The following is a 14,496-nucleotide window of genomic DNA, read 5'->3' as shown; positions in this document are numbered from 1 at the left end:
AATCCCCACCGAAGTGGTTCATCGTTCGACTTGCATGTGTTAAGCACGCCGCCAGCGTTCGTCCTGAGCCAGGATCAAACTCTCCGTGAATGTTTACCGGTAATCCGGTCGAACACCACGAGAGCGGAACCGAGAGGAGGAATAGTCCCCTCGGTTCACAGCGTCCTCGCTGTGTTTTTCAAAGGAACCTCGCCCCAGCAGATGCTGGAGACGGGGTATCAACATATCTGGCGTTGATTTTTGGCACGCTGTTGAGTTCTCAAGGAACGGTCGCTTCCTTCGTACTCACCCTCTCGGGCTTTCCTCCGGGCGCTTCCCTTCGGTGTTTCCGACTCTATCAGATCTTTTCTCGATCCGATTTCCTCGGTGCTTTCCAGGTTCCCGCTCTCGCGTTTCCCTTTCCGGCGATTCCGACTTTATCAGAAGTTCTTGGCCGGTCTGACCGGCTGCTCATTTCTGAGTAATCGGGAGGTGCTCCTCGGAGATGTCGTTCTCGACTTCTCCGGAAGCTCGTAGAGTCTAACCTTCGCCGATGAACTTGTCCAGTTCCAGGCAACTGTTTGAATCTACCTCCCCGCGCCACCCGTGTCAACGGGTCTTGCGAGGCGAACAGGAGAGTAGCAGCTCACAGGGGTGGAACGCACATCAAGCAGCGGTGGGCACCGAGGCGCTGCGGTCCGTCGCTTCTAGATCGCCGGTCTCACCTGCGCGTACTGCTCGGCCCCCCAGGACGTAGACGTACGTCAGGAATGCCAGCTCGGCCAGGACACCGATCCCGATGCGGGCCCAGGTGGGCAGGCCGGACGGGGTGACAAAGCCTTCGATGGCGCCGGAGACGAAAAGGACCAGGGCGAGTCCGATCGCCATGCCGACGGCCGCGCGTCCTTCCTCGGCGAGAGCGGTGCGCCGGCTGCGGGGACCGGGGTCTATGAGGGTCCAGCCGAGGCGCAGACCCGTACCGGCGGCGACGAAGACGGCGGTCAGTTCGAGCAGGCCGTGAGGGAGAACCAGTCCCAGGAATGTGTCGAGTCGGCCGGCGGAGGACATCAGGCCGAAGCCGACGCCCAGGTTGAGCATGTTCTCGAAGAGGATCCAGAGGACAGGCAGGCCCAGGAAGACGCCCAGGACCAGGCACATCGCGGCTGCCTGGGCGTTGTTCGTCCACACCTGGGCGGCGAAGGCCGCCGCGGGATGGCTGGAGTAGTACGTCTCGTACTCGCCGCCGGGGCGGGTCAGGTCGCGCAGCCGGCTGGGCGCCGCGATCGACGACTGCACGTGAGGGTGGGTGCCGATCCACCAGCCCAGGAGGATCGCGATGGCCGTGGAGACCAGTGCCGTGGGGACCCACCAGTGGCGAGCGCGATAGACGGCGGCCGGGAAGCCCTGACCCAGGAAGCGCGTGACGTCACGCCATGAGGAGCGGCGGGTGCCGGTGACGGCGCTACGCGCGCGTGCCACCAGTTGGCTGAGCCGTCCTGTCAGCTGGGGGTCCGGGGCGCTGGACTGGATGAGGGACAGGTGGGTGGCGGTGCGCTGGTAGAGGGCGACGAGTTCGTCGGCCTCGGCCCCGTTGAGGCGGCGTCGGCGGCGGAGCAGGGCGTCGAGGCGGTCCCATTCGGCTCGGTGTACGGAGACGAAGACGTCCAGGTCCATCGGGTCTGCCTGCTCCTCGGCTGGTCGTCGACTGCTCGTCGTGGAGTCGTCGTGATGCTCTCGATCGCGGTCAGATAGTCGCACCGGCGCGCGATGTGCCCACAGCTTGGCAGACTTGCGCTTCCGGGGGCAGATCAGGGAAGGACGGCGGGCGTGAGTGAGCTGGTGACGGGCGAGGCGGTAGCGCTCGAACTGCGGCCGGCAAAGCTGCCGAGCAGGGCGCTGGCCGTGTTGCTCGACCTCGTGGTGGCCGTGGTCGCGTACGTCGTCGTCACCATCGCGGTGGTGGTGTCGACCGCCTCGCTGGACGAGGCCGCGCAGGTGGCGCTGTCGATCGCGACGTTTCTGCTGGTGCTGGTCGGCGGGCCGATCGCGGTGGAGACGCTCAGCCATGGGCGTTCGCTCGGGAAGCTGGCCTTCGGGCTCCGCGTGGTACGGGACGACGGTGGGCCGATCCGGTTCCGGCACGCGCTCGTGCGGGGTGCGATCGGTGTGGTCGAGATCCTGCTGACCTTCGGCGTGATCGCCTGCATCGCCTCGCTGGTGTCGGCGCGGGGCCGACGGCTCGGCGACGTGTTCGCGGGCACCCTCGTCGTGCGTGAGCGAATACCGGCAGGACGGGCCGGGTTTCTTCCGCCGCCGCCTCCGTGGCTGGCGGGGAGGTTCGCCGGGCTGGACCTGTCGGCGGTGCCGGACGGGCTGTGGCTGGCGGTCCGGCAGTACCTGAGCCGGATGGGGCAGCTCGATCCGCAGGTCTCGATGGGGATGGCCCAGCGGCTCGCGGCCGACCTCGCGGCGCGGACGGGAGCTTCTGTGCCGCAGGATCTGCCGGCGGCGGCCTTCCTGGCGGCTGTGGTGCACGAGCGGCAGTCACGCGAGGCCCGGCAGGCGTTCGGCCCCGCTGGTTTCGCCCCACAGGCGGCCCCGCCCGGCGCACCGGCCGCTTATCGACCACCTGCTTCTGCCCAGCCAGCCGCTCCCCAGCCGCCCGCTCTTGCCGAGCCGCTCTCTCACGCTCGGCCGCCGCAGGCTCCGCTTCCGCCGTCAGCCGTACCGCCGCGGGAGGAGCCGCCTCCAGACTCCCCGAGCACCGGTTTCGCGCCGCCGGCGTAGAAGAGGTCTCGTAGAAGAGGTCTCTTCGATCCCCTTTCAACGTCCTCTCAACGTCCTCGCGGGTCCGAACCCGTCCGATGGTTCCGGCGGCCTTTCCCCTCGCCGTTCAGTCGAACGTCGACGGCGGTGACTGGAGGTCCTCCAGCTCGATCCCGGGTGCGGCCAGGACGACGTCCCCGGCGATGTGAACCGTGTGCCGCTCGCCGGTGTCCAGGGCTGTGACCTGGTATTCGTCCACGACCAGGGGGCCGTTGTCAGTGGCGTGTGTTTCGCTGTTCACCAGGGCCCAGGACTGGTCCACGGTGCGGGGGGCGAGGACCGGGTCCGTGAAGGCGACCAGGCGTACGCGGGTCGCGTCGGAGGAGGGGGTGAGGCGCAGGAGGCGAGCGGTGGCGACGAGGAATGCGGGGGACGTGCCGGTGAAGGCGTGGGCGCGCACATTGCCTTCTGTGGCATGGGTTCCGGTGGGGTCGGTCCGGACCCAGGTGACGCCGTCGAGGGCGGCGCCACGCACCTGCCACTCCCCTGCGTGGAGTTCGAGGCGAATGGGGCGGCCGAGGTCGTCCAGGGCGAGGTCGATCGAGCCGCGGTGCTCGCCGGCGGGGCTGGTCAGCCGGGAGACATAGCGCCAGCCGGAGGGGCCGGGGGCGCACTGGAAGTGTTCGTCGCCGAGGGGGGTGTGATCGTGCGGATCGTGGAGCGAATAACGGCCGCGGGGCATGGGGGTCCTGGGTCTTCGACGGGCTGACGGTCCGGCCGGGTCACTGGTTTCCGCGGTGCCGTCCGGCGGGACCGGCCAAAGGGACAGGCCCCCGGCACGGGGGTGCGGGGGCCTGCCTCGGGGGCCTGCTGCCGGGAAGCGCGCTGGTGCACAGTCTGCTCCCCGGCGGGCGGGACTACGGAGTCACCGGCTCAGTAGCGGTAGTGGTCCGGCTTGAACGGGCCGTCGACCTCCACGCCGATGTACGCCGCCTGCTCCGGGCGCAGGGTGGTGAGCTTGACGCCGAGCGCGTCCAGGTGGAGGCGGGCGACCTTCTCGTCGAGGTGCTTGGGCAGCACGTAGACGCCGATCGGGTACTCATCGGGCTTGGTGAACAGCTCGATCTGGGCCAGGGTCTGGTCCGCGAAGGAGTTGGACATCACGAACGACGGGTGACCGGTGGCGTTGCCCAGGTTCAGCAGGCGGCCCTCGGAGAGCACGATGATCTTCTTGCCGTCCGGGAAGGTCCAGGTGTGGACCTGCGGCTTGACCTCGTCCTTGACGATGCCCGGGATCTTCGCCAGGCCGGCCATGTCGATCTCGTTGTCGAAGTGGCCGATGTTGCCGACGATCGCCTGGTGCTTCATCTTCGCCATGTCCGAGGCGAGGATGATGTCCTTGTTGCCGGTGGTGGTGACAAAGATGTCGGCGGTCTCGACGACCTCGTCCAGGGTGGTGACCTGGTAGCCGTCCATCGCCGCCTGCAGGGCGCAGATCGGGTCGATCTCGGTGATGATCACGCGGGCGCCCTGGCCGCGCAGGGACTCGGCGCAGCCCTTGCCCACGTCGCCGTATCCGCACACGACGGCGGTCTTGCCGCCGATCAGGGTGTCCGTGGCGCGGTTGATGCCGTCGACGAGGGAGTGGCGGCAGCCGTACTTGTTGTCGAACTTCGACTTGGTGACCGCGTCGTTGACGTTGATCGCCGGGAACAGGAGGACGCCATCGCGCTGCATCTCGTACAGGCGGTGGACACCCGTGGTGGTCTCCTCGGTGACGCCGCGGATCTCGGAGGCCAGCTGGGTCCACTTCTGGGGGTTCTCGCCCAGGGTGCGGTGCAGCAGCTGGAGGATGACGCGGTGCTCGTCGGACTCGGCGGTGTCCAGGGCGGGGACCTCGCCGGCCTTCTCGTACTCGACGCCCTTGTGGACGAGGAGGGTGGCGTCGCCGCCGTCGTCCAGGATCATGTTCGGGCCGCCGGTGGGGCTGTCCGGCCAGGTCAGCGCCTGCTCCGTGCACCACCAGTACTCCTCCAGGGTCTCGCCCTTCCAGGCGAAGACCGGGATGCCCTGCGGGTTGTCCGGCGTGCCGTTCGGGCCGACGGCGATGGCGGCGGCCGCGTGGTCCTGGGTGGAGAAGATGTTGCAGGAGGCCCAGCGGACCCGGGCGCCGAGGGCGACCAGGGTCTCGATGAGCACGGCGGTCTGCACGGTCATGTGCAGGGAGCCGGTGACGCGGGCGCCGGCGAGGGGCTGGGCCTCGGCGTACTCCTTGCGGATCGCCATCAGACCGGGCATCTCGTGCTCGGCGAGGGTGATCTCCTTGCGGCCGAACTCGGCCAGCGAGAGGTCGGCGACCTTGAAGTCCTGTCGGTTCTCGACAGTCGTCATTACGAGCTGCTCCTCGGGATCGGGGCGAGGTTGGGTACGGCTGGTCTGCGCGGCGGCGGACACAGGGGTGCCCGAGAAGAGGACACAGGCATGCCCACGTACGCGCAGCGCAGTCCGTCGGAGGCCCTCTCTCCCTCGGTCGGTCCACTCGGGACCGCCCGACCGCCATCAGCAGCGACGTCTGGCTCCGTCCCAAGCTACACCGGACGGCCCGGTCGGCCCCAGTCCGCCTCCGCATGGTTCGAGCCGTCCGGGAGGCGGTTTCGAGGCGCGGAGCGGGGGTTTCGAGGCGCGGCGCGGGGGCAGGAGCGGCGCCGACGCGGGTACGGAAAGCCCCGCGACAGGAGCCCACAGGCCCGTGGTGAAGGACGACTTCCGCGCCTTGGGGCCGGGGTCGGGGTGGTGCAGGATGCAGGGGGGCCGGGCCGTCCGGTCCCGGTCGCGGGGTGTCCGGGACGGCGCCTCGTGCGACGAAGGTGTGAGGAGACAGACGTGACCAGTCCGGCCGGCCCTCCCTCCACGGGTGACCACGATGACGAGCGAGGGCGCGTGAAACTGCTGGCGGTGACCGCGTGCCCGACCGGCATCGCGCACACGTACATGGCCGCGGAGAAGCTCGCGCAGGCCGCGGCGAGCCGTGGCATCGAGATGAAGGTGGAGACCCAGGGATCCATCGGGGCCGAGAACGTCCTTGATGACAACGATGTCATAGGCGCGGACGGGGTCATCGTCGCCGCCGACAAGGACGTCGACCTGAGCCGTTTCGCCGGCAAGCGGGTGCTGACCGTCGGGGTCGCCGAAGGTATCCACCATCCCGAGCAGCTGATCGAGCGGGTGCGGTCGGCGCCCGTGTACGCGCCGGGCGGGGCCGCGAGTGGTTCGGCGACGGTGGCCTCCGGCGGCGGCAGGGAGCGGGGGCCGGTGTACAAGGCGCTGATGAACGGGGTGTCGTACATGATCCCGTTCGTCGTCGTCGGCGGTCTGCTGATCGCGGTGTCGCTCGCGCTCGGCGGCCATGCCACGTCCAAGGGCTTCGTGATCCCGGACGGCACCTTCTGGGCCCATGTCAACGCGATCGGCGGGATCGGCTTCCAGCTGATGATCCCGGTCCTGTCCGGCTACATCGCCTATGCGATCGCCGACCGGCCCGCGCTGGTACCGGGCATGATCGGCGGCTGGATCGCGAACACGGGCGCGCTGTACGACTCCAAGGCGGGCGCGGGATTCATCGGGGCGATCGTGACCGGGTTCCTCGCCGGGTACCTGGTGCTGTGGATCAAGAAGGTACGGGTGCCGAAGTTCGTGCAGCCGATCATGCCGATCATCGTGATCCCGATCGTCGCTACGACGGTGCTCGGACTGTTCTTCATCTATGTCATCGGCAAGCCGATCTCCTGGGTGTTCGAGCATCTGACGAGCTGGCTCGGCGGGATGACGGGGACGAGCGCGATCCTGCTCGGCGCGATTCTCGGGCTGATGATCGCGTTCGACATGGGCGGGCCGGTGAACAAGACGGCATTCCTGTTCGGGGCCGGGCTCATCGCGAGCGGCAACCAGACGGTGATGGGCATGTGTGCCGCCGCGATTCCGGTGATGCCGCTCGGGCAGGGACTGGCCACGCTGATCCGGCGGGGGCTGTACACCGAGCAGGAGCGGGAGACGGGGCTCGCGGCGCTGTTCATGGGGTGCTTCGGCATCTCGGAGGGCGCGATTCCGTTCGCGGCGGCGCGGCCGGCGCAGGTGATCCCGGCGAACATGCTGGGTGGGGCGGTGGCCGGTGCGGTTGCGGGGGTGGCCGGGGTGAAGGACGCGGTGCCGCATGGGGGGCCGATCGTGGCGGTGCTGGGTGCGGTGAGTGGGGTGCCGGTGTTCTTCGTCGCCGTGGTGATCGGGACGGTTGTCACTGCGCTGGCGACCGTGGCGCTGGTTGATGTGAGGGGGCGTCGGGGGCGTGTGGGGGCGGTTGGTTCGGGTTCGGGGGCGGCGTCCGGTGCGGGTTCGGGGGTGGTGGGGATTGGGTTCCCACTCGCACGACCCGTGCGGCAATCGTCGTCGGGCGTGGGTGGTGCCGGTGACGGGGTTGCCACCTCGGGGGACGGGCCGACGGGTGGCGCTGGTGAAGGGGCTCCCGCGTCGGAGGATGTGTCGGTGGGTGCTGGGCGCGCTGGGGAGAGGGCTTTCGTGGCGGAAGGGGTGGCGGTCGAGGGCGTCGTGCCTGGGCGGGCCGGCGCCGGGGCTCCGGGGGCTGGTACCGATGCCGTGGTTTCGGTGGGCTCGGTCCAGGCGGGCGCCGTTGAGGATTCCGCGGAAGGCGGGCAGCCGGAGGAGGACCGGGACGCCGGGCGGGCTGGGGATGCGGTGGTTGAGGATCGTGGGCCCGTGGTGTTGTCCGGCTATCTCGGTGAGCGGACCGTGAAGGGCGCGCTCCGGGCCGTGGAGAAAGAAGCCGCTGTCCGGGAGATGGCGGAGTTGCTTGCGCGGAGCGGGCGGGTCGCCGATGTGGATGAGCTGGTGGCGACCGCGCTACGGCGTGAGGAGCAGGGGACGACCGGGCTCGGGGAGGAGATCGCGATCCCGCACGCCAAGACGGACGCGGTGACCGCGCCGGTCGTCGGCTTCGCGCGCTCCGCCGAGGGCGTCGAGTGGGGCTCGCTGGACGGTACGAAGGCCCGGCTGATCTTCCTGATCGCCGTGCCGGAGGCTGCCGCGGGCGACGAGCATCTGCGGATCCTCGCACTGCTGTCCCGCAAGCTGATGGATCCCGGTTTCCGGGAGCGGCTGCTGGCGGCACCGGACGAGCACGCGGTACTCGGCGTGCTCGCTGAGGTCGGGTGAGCTGAGAAAACCAAGGGGCTGGGGACCAGGAAGCAGGGAGGCAGAGGGGGAGGGGGAAGGGGTGCGGGTTGCGGGTCCTTGGCTCGCCCGAAGTCCGGGGATCCGCGCTCCTGCTCTTCGGTCGCGGAGTCGCCCCCGTCTCGGGCCCGGATCCGCAACCGTGTCCTCGGTCCCGACTCGCAACTCGTAACCCCGCCTTCGCCCCGGACCCGCTGCCTCGCCTTCGGCTCGGCCGGGACCCCCCGGTCATCGGCCCGAACCCGCACCCCCCATCCCCCGCCCCGAACCACGCACCCACACCCGCACCCGCACCCGCACCCGCCCGACAAACGCGCCGTGCCGCACGCCCTGCCGCACGCCCCCTTCATGCGGTGGCGCTGTTCTCCGCGCCTCGGATGGGCCGCTTGGGGAGGACGGGGTATGGCGGGCAGAAGGCGGGGGCGGGGGCTCGGGATGTGGGCGGTTCTCGTGGGGGTGTCGGGGCTGGTGCTGGGGGTTGGCGCTTTTGGCTGTGCAAGGGACGCGTACGGGGTCTCCACCGTGGGTGGCGGCAGCATGCGGCCGGCGTATGAGCGGGGTCAGCGGGTCGTCTGGGAGCGCGTCGACGGGAGTGGGGTGCGGCGCGGTGACGTCGTGATGTTCACGCCGCCGGAGTCGTACGGCTTCGCCGGGCAGCTGATGAAGCGGGTCGTCGGTGTGGGCGGGGATCGCGTGCGGTGCTGCACGCTGGTGGGTTCGCGGGAGCGGGTGACCGTGAACGGGAAGCCGATCGAGGAGCCGTATGTGTACGGCGGCGACGCCGACGGCGCGCACCAGCGGTATGACGTGCAGGTCCCCAAGGGGCGGCTGTTCCTCCTGGGTGACTACCGTGCGAACTCCAACGACTCGCGGTTCCACCTCGACGAGCAGGGCGGGACGGTCTCCGTGCACGCGGTACTGGGCCGGGTGACGGATGACCGCACGGTCCCCGCTCTGCTGGTGACGGCCATGCTCCTCGGGCTTGTGCTGCTGCTCATCGGCGTCGGCCTGGGGATCGGTTTCCTCGCCGTACGGCGGCGGAGGGCGCCGGAGATGCCGCGGATGCCCTGGCCGGTGCGGCCGAGCGGCAGCTGAGGTCCCGGTTCAGTGGCCGGCGGCGTGCGGGGTCGGGCCGCCCGGGGTGGCCTCCGGGTCCGGGCCCTTGGCCGCCTCGGCCTCGCTGTAGATGTCCGGTTCGAGGTAGATGACGCGGGCGATGGGGACGGCGGCGCGGATGCGGGCCTCGGCGGCGTCGATGGCGTTCGCGACCTCGCTGGCCGTGTCGTCGTGCCGGACGGCGATCTTGGCGGCGATGAGCAGCTCCTCGGGGCCTAGGTGGAGCGTGCGCATGTGGATGACGCCGGTGACCGTGTCGCCGTCGACCGTCGCCTCCTCGATCTTCTTGATCACGTCCGGGCCCGCCGCCTCGCCGAGCAGCAGCGACTTGGTCTCGGCGGCCAGGACCAGGGCGATGCAGACGAGCAGGACACCGATGCAGACCGTGCCGACGCCGTCCCAGACGCCGTCGCCGGTGAGTACGGACAGGCCGACGCCGAGGAGGGCCAGGACGAGGCCGATCAGCGCGCCGAAGTCCTCGAGCAGGACGACGGGCAGCTCGGGGGCCTTGGCGCGGCGGATGAAGTCCGTCCAGGACTGCTTTCCGCGCAGTTCGTTGGACTCCTTGATGGCCGTGCGGAAGGAGAAGCCCTCGGCGGCGACCGCGAAGATCAGGACGCCCACCGGCCAGTACCAGTGCTCCAGTTCGTGCGGGTGGCTGATCTTCTCGTAGCCCTCGTAGATGGCGAACATGCCGCCGATGGAGAACAGCACGATCGAGACCAGGAAGGCGTAGATGAAGCGCTCGCGGCCGTAGCCGAAGGGGTGCTGCGGGGTCGCCTCGCGCTGGGCCTTCTTGCCGCCGATGAGCAGCAGGAACTGGTTGCCGGAGTCGGCGAGCGAGTGGACGCCCTCGGCGAGCATCGAGGAGGAGCCGCTGAACGCGAACGCCACGAACTTGGATGCCGCGATCGCGAGGTTGGCGCCGAGTGCCGCCACGATCGCCTTCGAACCGCCTGACGCGCTCATGTGTTCGCGTTGTCCCTTCGCCCTGGTCGTCGCCCTGGTGCGGCGCCTTCGTACGGCCACGCCGTCAGGCGTGTCCCGGCTTTGCCCGGCCTTTGCCGGTGGGCCATTGTTGCAGCCCGGCCGGGCTCCGCCGCGTCAGGTATCCACACCCTCGGTCATACGATCACAGGTCATACGATCACAGTGGCGCGGAAGATCGTGCCCGTGCCCGAGATCTGCGCCGTCTCGCCGGCCGGGACGAAGACCGACTGACCGGGGCTCAGCTCGTGCTCGCCGGCGCGGACCGAGCCGGCCGTGCAGAGCAGGATCTGCGGGGTGTCGAGGGTGAGGTCGTGGGCGGCGGCGCCCTCGGGGAGGACGTACCGGGAGAGGCGGAACTCGTCGATCGGCGTCTCGTAGACCTCCTCGCCGGCCGGGGAGGCCTCGGGGCGCAGGACGCCCGGGTCGCCGGCCTCGAAGCGGACGACGCGCAGGAGTTCGGGGACGTCGACGTGCTTGGGGGTCAGACCGCAGCGCAGGACGTTGTCGGAGTTGGCCATGATCTCGACGCCGAGGCCGCTGATGTACGCGTGCGGGACTCCGGCGCCGAGGAACAGGGCCTCGCCGGGCTGCAGGCGGACGTGGTTCAGCAGCATCGCCGCGATGACGCCGGGGTCGCCCGGGTAGTGCTGGGCGAGGTCGGCGTAGGGGGCGTAGTCGCCGCCGAGGCGCGCGCAGGCGGCAGCGGCCTCGGCGACCGTGTGCGCCATCTCCTCCGGGTCGGCGGTGAGGATCGCGGTGAGCACCTCGCGCAGGGCCGCGTCCTCGGGGTGGGCGTGCAGCAGGTCGACGTACGGCTTGAGGGCGGGGACGCCGAGCCCGTCGAGCGCGTCGGCGGCCCGGACCGGGTCGCGGAAGCCGCACAGGCCGTCGAACTCGGTGAGCGCGCAGATCAGTTCGGGCTTGTGGTTGGCGTCCTTGTAGTTGCGGTGCGGGGCGTCGACCGGGATGCCGCGGCGCTCCTCGTCGGCGTAACCCTCCCCGGCCTGTGCCAGGTTGGGGTGCACCTGGAGGGAGAGAGGCGCGCCGGCGGCGAGGATCTTGAGGAGGAAGGGCAGGCGCGGGCCGAACTTCGCCACGGCCGCCTTGCCCAGCTCGTCCTCCGGGTTCGCGTCGATGACCTCGACGAGGCTCCCGCGTGCGGTGCGCGAGGGGGCTCCCGGGTGCGCGCCCATCCACATCTCCGCCTGCGGTTCACCGGTCGGCTCGACGCCGAGGAGGTGCGGGATGGCGGTGGGCGAACCCCAGGCGTAGGGGCGGACGGTGTTGTCGAGGCGGTCCATGTGTCTTCTCTGTCTCCGTACGTACGGCTGCCCCGGCGCCGGTGCTGGTGCCGGGGCCCGGTACTGGTTGCCGTGCTGATGGTGGGCGCGGTGGTTCCGGCCCGTAGCCAGATCAGGCCCTCGAAGCGAGCGCCAGGTAAACAGCGGCGAAATCCGTGACGGCGATCAGTTCCGCGAGCGTCTCCAGTTCGCCGCCCTCCTCCGGTTCGAGTTCGCTGATCGGCGTGTCGTGGCTGAGAGCCAGGTCACGGGCGGCGGGGGCGGCAGTGAGGCCGCTGATCGGGCGGTCGCGGAGCAGCACCACGCGCGCGTGCAGGGCGGGCGGCTCCTCGACGCGGTCCCGGAAGAAGTCCTCGGGGTCGGCGCTGGCGGCCAGCGGGCCGGCCAGCAGGGCGCTGTGTGCGGAGAGCGCCTCGGGGAGTTCGGCGACGAGCGCGGGGCGGCCGGCGAGCTCGGCGAGGGCGGCGGCGAAACGGCGCCCGGCGGGGCCCGCCGACGGCCCTTCCGCCCACACCACGGGCAGTGCGTCGGCGAGTTCGGCGGCGAGGGTCTTGGCCGGGTTGCTGTAGGTCGCGATGGCGGGGCCGCAGCGCTCGGCGATGTGGTCCAGGCGGTCGGCGATCTTCTCCAGGGCGTCCGGCGGGGCGCTGATCAGTCCGATCCGGTCCAGCAGCGCCAGCAGCGGGGTGAGCAGCGCCCAGAAGACGCCCGGGGAGGACGCGGCGAGGGTTTCCTCCTGGTCGTACGGCGCTGTCGCCATCGGTACGAACAGACCGTGGGCGCCGGCGACCGCCTCCGCGAGCGGGGTCTGGGCCGGGGCCACGGCGACGACCGAGACGCCGCGGCGGTAGGCCTGGTCGGTGAGGAGGGTGAGGCTCGGTTCGGTGCCGTCCGGGGTGGCGATCAGCAGCAGGTCCACGGAGCCGGCCCAGCCGGGGAGCTCCCAGCGCAGGGCACCCGCGGCCGGGGCCACGCCGGTCGGGGCCAGGCGGACCACGGGGCTGCCGACGCCGGCCAGGGTGCCGAGGAGGTCGGCGGTGTGGGTGGCGGCGGCGCCGGGACCGGCGATGAGGACGGCGCGGGGACGGCCGTCGGGCTTGAGATCGCCGACACCGGCCTCGACGGCGTGCCGGGCGGCGGTGCGCACGCGGGCGCCGGCCTCGGCGGCCCCGCGCAGCAGGCCTCGGCGGTCGGCCTCGGCGAGGCCCTCCGGGGTGTCGAGCAGCGATTCGTCCAGCATGGGCGGTTGCCTCCGATCGCCGGGGTCCTGTGTGGGTTGTCTACGACATGAGGGGCGTCGTCACTGGGGGCGGCGGGCCTCGTCCACGAGGAGGACCGGGATGCCGTCGCGGACGGGGTAGGCGAGGCCGCAGTCCTGACCTGTGCAGATCAGCTCGGTGTCCTGCTCCTTGAGGGAGGCATGGCAGGCCGGGCAGGCGAGGATCTCCAGGAGGCCGGCTTCCAGCGGCATGGCGTGTCCCTTCGGGAGGCGTTGTTCGTGACTGTGGATGTGCCTGGTCAGCGTACCGCTGGTGGACGGGCCGGGCCGGGCTGTCGGCACCGTCCAGGGGGCGCCGCCCCCTGGACCGGCCCGGTCGGCCGACAGCGCCCGACGTCTCAGCCCCTGATGATCGCCAGGGCCTCGTCCCTGATCTTGGTCATCGTGGCCTCGTCCTTCGCCTCGGCGTTCAGGCGGAGGAGGGGCTCGGTGTTGGAGGGGCGGACGTTGAACCACCAGTCGGCGGCGGCGACCGTGAGGCCGTCGAGGTCGTCCAGGGTGACGTCGGCGCGGTTCTCGTACGCGGCGCGGATCGCGGCGAGGCGGGCGGACTGGTCGGCGACGGTGGAGTTGATCTCACCGGAGCCGGTGTAGCGGTCGTACTGGGCGACGAGGGCGGACAGCGGGCCCTCCTGGCCACCCAGGGCGGCGAGGACGTGCAGGGCGGCCAGCATGCCCGTGTCGGCGTTCCAGAAGTCCTTGAAGTAGTAGTGCGCGGAGTGCTCGCCGCCGAAGATCGCGCCGGTGCGGGCCATCTCGGCCTTGATGAAGGAGTGGCCGACGCGGGTGCGGGCCGGCGTGCCGCCGTTCTCCTTCACGACCTCCGGGACGGTACGGGAGGTGATGAGGTTGTGGATGATCGTGCCCTTGCCGCCGTTGCGGGCGAGTTCGCGCGCGGCGACCAGGGCGGTGATCGCGGACGGCGAGACCGGGTCGCCGTGCTCGTCCACGACGAAGCAGCGGTCGGCGTCGCCGTCGAAGGCGATGCCGAGGTCGGCGCCCTCCGCCGGGACGCGCTTCTGCAGGTCCACGAGGTTGGCCGGGTCGAGCGGGTTGGCCTCGTGGTTGGGGAAGGTGCCGTCCAGTTCGAAGTACATCGGGACGAGGGTCAGGGGCAGGCCGGCGAAGACCGAGGGGACCGTGTGGCCGCCCATGCCGTTGCCGGCGTCGACCACGACCTTCAGCGGGCGGATGGAGGTCAGGTCGACCAGGGAGCGGAGGTGCGCCGCGTAATCCTCCAACGTCTCGCGGGTGCTCAGGGTTCCCGGCTCGGCGACCGGCTCGGGAGCGCCCGACTCCAGCCACTGCTCGACCAGTTCGCGGATCTGCGCGAGACCGGTGTCCTGGCCGACCGGGGCAGCGCCCGCGCGGCACAGCTTGATGCCGTTGTACTGGGCCGGGTTGTGCGAGGCGGTGAACATGGCGCCGGGCAGGTTCAGCGCGCCCGAGGCGTAGTACAGCTGGTCCGTGGAGCACAGGCCGATCTCGGTGACGTCCACTCCGCGGTCCGCCGCGCCGCGCGCGAAGGCGCGGGACAGGCCGGGGGACGAGGGCCGCATGTCGTGGCCGACGACGATGGCCGCCGCACCCGTCACCTCCGCGAAGGCGGCGCCGAAGAGCCCGGCCAGTGACTCGTCCCACTGGTCCGGCACCACTCCGCGTACGTCGTACGCCTTCACGATCTGCGACAGATCAGCAGTCACGGCCAACCCTCCTGAAAGTCCTATGGGTGCCCACAAACTACCCGGCGGGGGTAAGGGGGAGGTGTGCGGACACCGGGTGGAGGCCCAGTCGTGACCGGAGGTGGCGTGCGGTGCGCCG

Annotated in this window: 11 protein-coding genes and 1 rRNA gene; 3 read left to right on the top strand and 9 right to left on the bottom strand. The window is 70.7% G+C overall.

What is annotated here, in order from left to right; translation table 11 throughout:
- Together ABT288_RS05655 and ABT288_RS05650 are read right to left on the bottom strand one after the other, a co-directional pair.
- Positions 1-90, bottom strand: a 16S ribosomal RNA gene (locus tag ABT288_RS05655); the annotation flags it as partial.
- A 555-nt stretch (positions 91-645) separates the two neighbouring features.
- On the bottom strand, positions 646-1,653 hold the full coding sequence (locus ABT288_RS05650; RefSeq protein WP_351603086.1) for a stage II sporulation protein M: 1,008 nt from the start codon (positions 1,651-1,653) through the stop codon (positions 646-648).
- A 153-nt stretch (positions 1,654-1,806) separates the two neighbouring features.
- Between ABT288_RS05650 and ABT288_RS05645 the strand changes: the two genes are divergently transcribed.
- The gene (locus ABT288_RS05645) at positions 1,807-2,766 is read left to right on the top strand and encodes an RDD family protein (RefSeq protein WP_351603084.1); all 960 of its coding nucleotides are present in this window, start codon (positions 1,807-1,809) and stop codon (positions 2,764-2,766) included.
- A gap of 106 nt (positions 2,767-2,872) precedes the next feature.
- Here ABT288_RS05645 and ABT288_RS05640 read toward each other — a convergent pair whose 3' ends face one another.
- Positions 2,873-3,487: a hypothetical protein gene (locus ABT288_RS05640; protein ID WP_351603083.1), complete on the bottom strand. Its 615-nt coding sequence runs from the start codon at positions 3,485-3,487 to the stop codon at positions 2,873-2,875.
- 191 nt (positions 3,488-3,678) lie between these two features.
- Positions 3,679-5,136, bottom strand: coding sequence for an adenosylhomocysteinase (ahcY, locus tag ABT288_RS05635; RefSeq protein ID WP_351603082.1), 1,458 nt, complete (start codon positions 5,134-5,136; stop codon positions 3,679-3,681).
- A 492-nt stretch (positions 5,137-5,628) separates the two neighbouring features.
- Between ahcY and ABT288_RS05630 the strand changes: the two genes are divergently transcribed.
- Both ABT288_RS05630 and lepB read left to right on the top strand, forming a co-directional pair.
- Positions 5,629-7,971: a fructose-specific PTS transporter subunit EIIC gene (locus ABT288_RS05630; protein ID WP_351603080.1), complete on the top strand. Its 2,343-nt coding sequence runs from the start codon at positions 5,629-5,631 to the stop codon at positions 7,969-7,971.
- A 366-nt stretch (positions 7,972-8,337) separates the two neighbouring features.
- A complete protein-coding gene (gene lepB / locus ABT288_RS05625) occupies positions 8,338-9,084 on the top strand; it encodes a signal peptidase I (protein WP_351603100.1) in 747 nt (248 codons plus the stop codon).
- Between the two features lie 9 nt (positions 9,085-9,093).
- Here lepB and ABT288_RS05620 read toward each other — a convergent pair whose 3' ends face one another.
- The 5 genes from ABT288_RS05620 to ABT288_RS05600 all read right to left on the bottom strand — a co-directional run bounded on the left by ABT288_RS05620 (position 9,094) and on the right by ABT288_RS05600 (position 14,378).
- On the bottom strand, positions 9,094-10,074 hold the full coding sequence (locus ABT288_RS05620; protein WP_351603078.1) for a cation diffusion facilitator family transporter: 981 nt from the start codon (positions 10,072-10,074) through the stop codon (positions 9,094-9,096).
- A gap of 170 nt (positions 10,075-10,244) precedes the next feature.
- Positions 10,245-11,396 (bottom strand): mannose-6-phosphate isomerase, class I, encoded by a 1,152-nt coding sequence (gene manA / locus ABT288_RS05615; protein WP_351603076.1) that lies wholly within the window; start codon positions 11,394-11,396, stop codon positions 10,245-10,247.
- A gap of 112 nt (positions 11,397-11,508) precedes the next feature.
- Positions 11,509-12,636, bottom strand: coding sequence for an SIS domain-containing protein (locus ABT288_RS05610; RefSeq protein WP_351603074.1), 1,128 nt, complete (start codon positions 12,634-12,636; stop codon positions 11,509-11,511).
- Positions 12,637-12,696: 60 nt separating this feature from the next.
- On the bottom strand, positions 12,697-12,867 hold the full coding sequence (locus tag ABT288_RS05605; protein WP_351603072.1) for a Trm112 family protein: 171 nt from the start codon (positions 12,865-12,867) through the stop codon (positions 12,697-12,699).
- 146 nt (positions 12,868-13,013) lie between these two features.
- Complete coding sequence (locus ABT288_RS05600) at positions 13,014-14,378, bottom strand: phosphomannomutase/phosphoglucomutase (RefSeq protein WP_351603070.1); 1,365 nt, start codon at positions 14,376-14,378, stop codon at positions 13,014-13,016.
- Between the last annotated feature and the right edge of the window lie 118 nt (positions 14,379-14,496).

Origin of the sequence: Streptomyces sp. NPDC001093 (assembly GCF_040298985.1) — a bacterium.
GTDB lineage: Bacteria > Actinomycetota > Actinomycetes > Streptomycetales > Streptomycetaceae > Streptomyces.
Note: the sequence above shows the minus strand (reverse complement) of the source record. Positions and strands in the feature narration are given on the sequence as shown.

What these genes read in the sequence shown, in the direction of transcription:
- ahcY (WP_351603082.1), bottom strand. Translation starts at nt 5,136, where the DNA reads ATGACGACTGTCGAGAACCGACAGGACTTCAAGGTCGCCGACCTCTCG.
- lepB (WP_351603100.1), top strand. Translation starts at nt 8,338, where the DNA reads ATGCGGTGGCGCTGTTCTCCGCGCCTCGGATGGGCCGCTTGGGGAGGA.
- ABT288_RS05650 (WP_351603086.1), bottom strand. Translation starts at nt 1,653, where the DNA reads ATGGACCTGGACGTCTTCGTCTCCGTACACCGAGCCGAATGGGACCGC.
- ABT288_RS05610 (WP_351603074.1), bottom strand. Translation starts at nt 12,636, where the DNA reads ATGCTGGACGAATCGCTGCTCGACACCCCGGAGGGCCTCGCCGAGGCC.
- ABT288_RS05620 (WP_351603078.1), bottom strand. Translation starts at nt 10,074, where the DNA reads ATGAGCGCGTCAGGCGGTTCGAAGGCGATCGTGGCGGCACTCGGCGCC.
- ABT288_RS05640 (WP_351603083.1), bottom strand. Translation starts at nt 3,487, where the DNA reads ATGCCCCGCGGCCGTTATTCGCTCCACGATCCGCACGATCACACCCCC.
- ABT288_RS05605 (WP_351603072.1), bottom strand. Translation starts at nt 12,867, where the DNA reads ATGCCGCTGGAAGCCGGCCTCCTGGAGATCCTCGCCTGCCCGGCCTGC.
- manA (WP_351603076.1), bottom strand. Translation starts at nt 11,396, where the DNA reads ATGGACCGCCTCGACAACACCGTCCGCCCCTACGCCTGGGGTTCGCCC.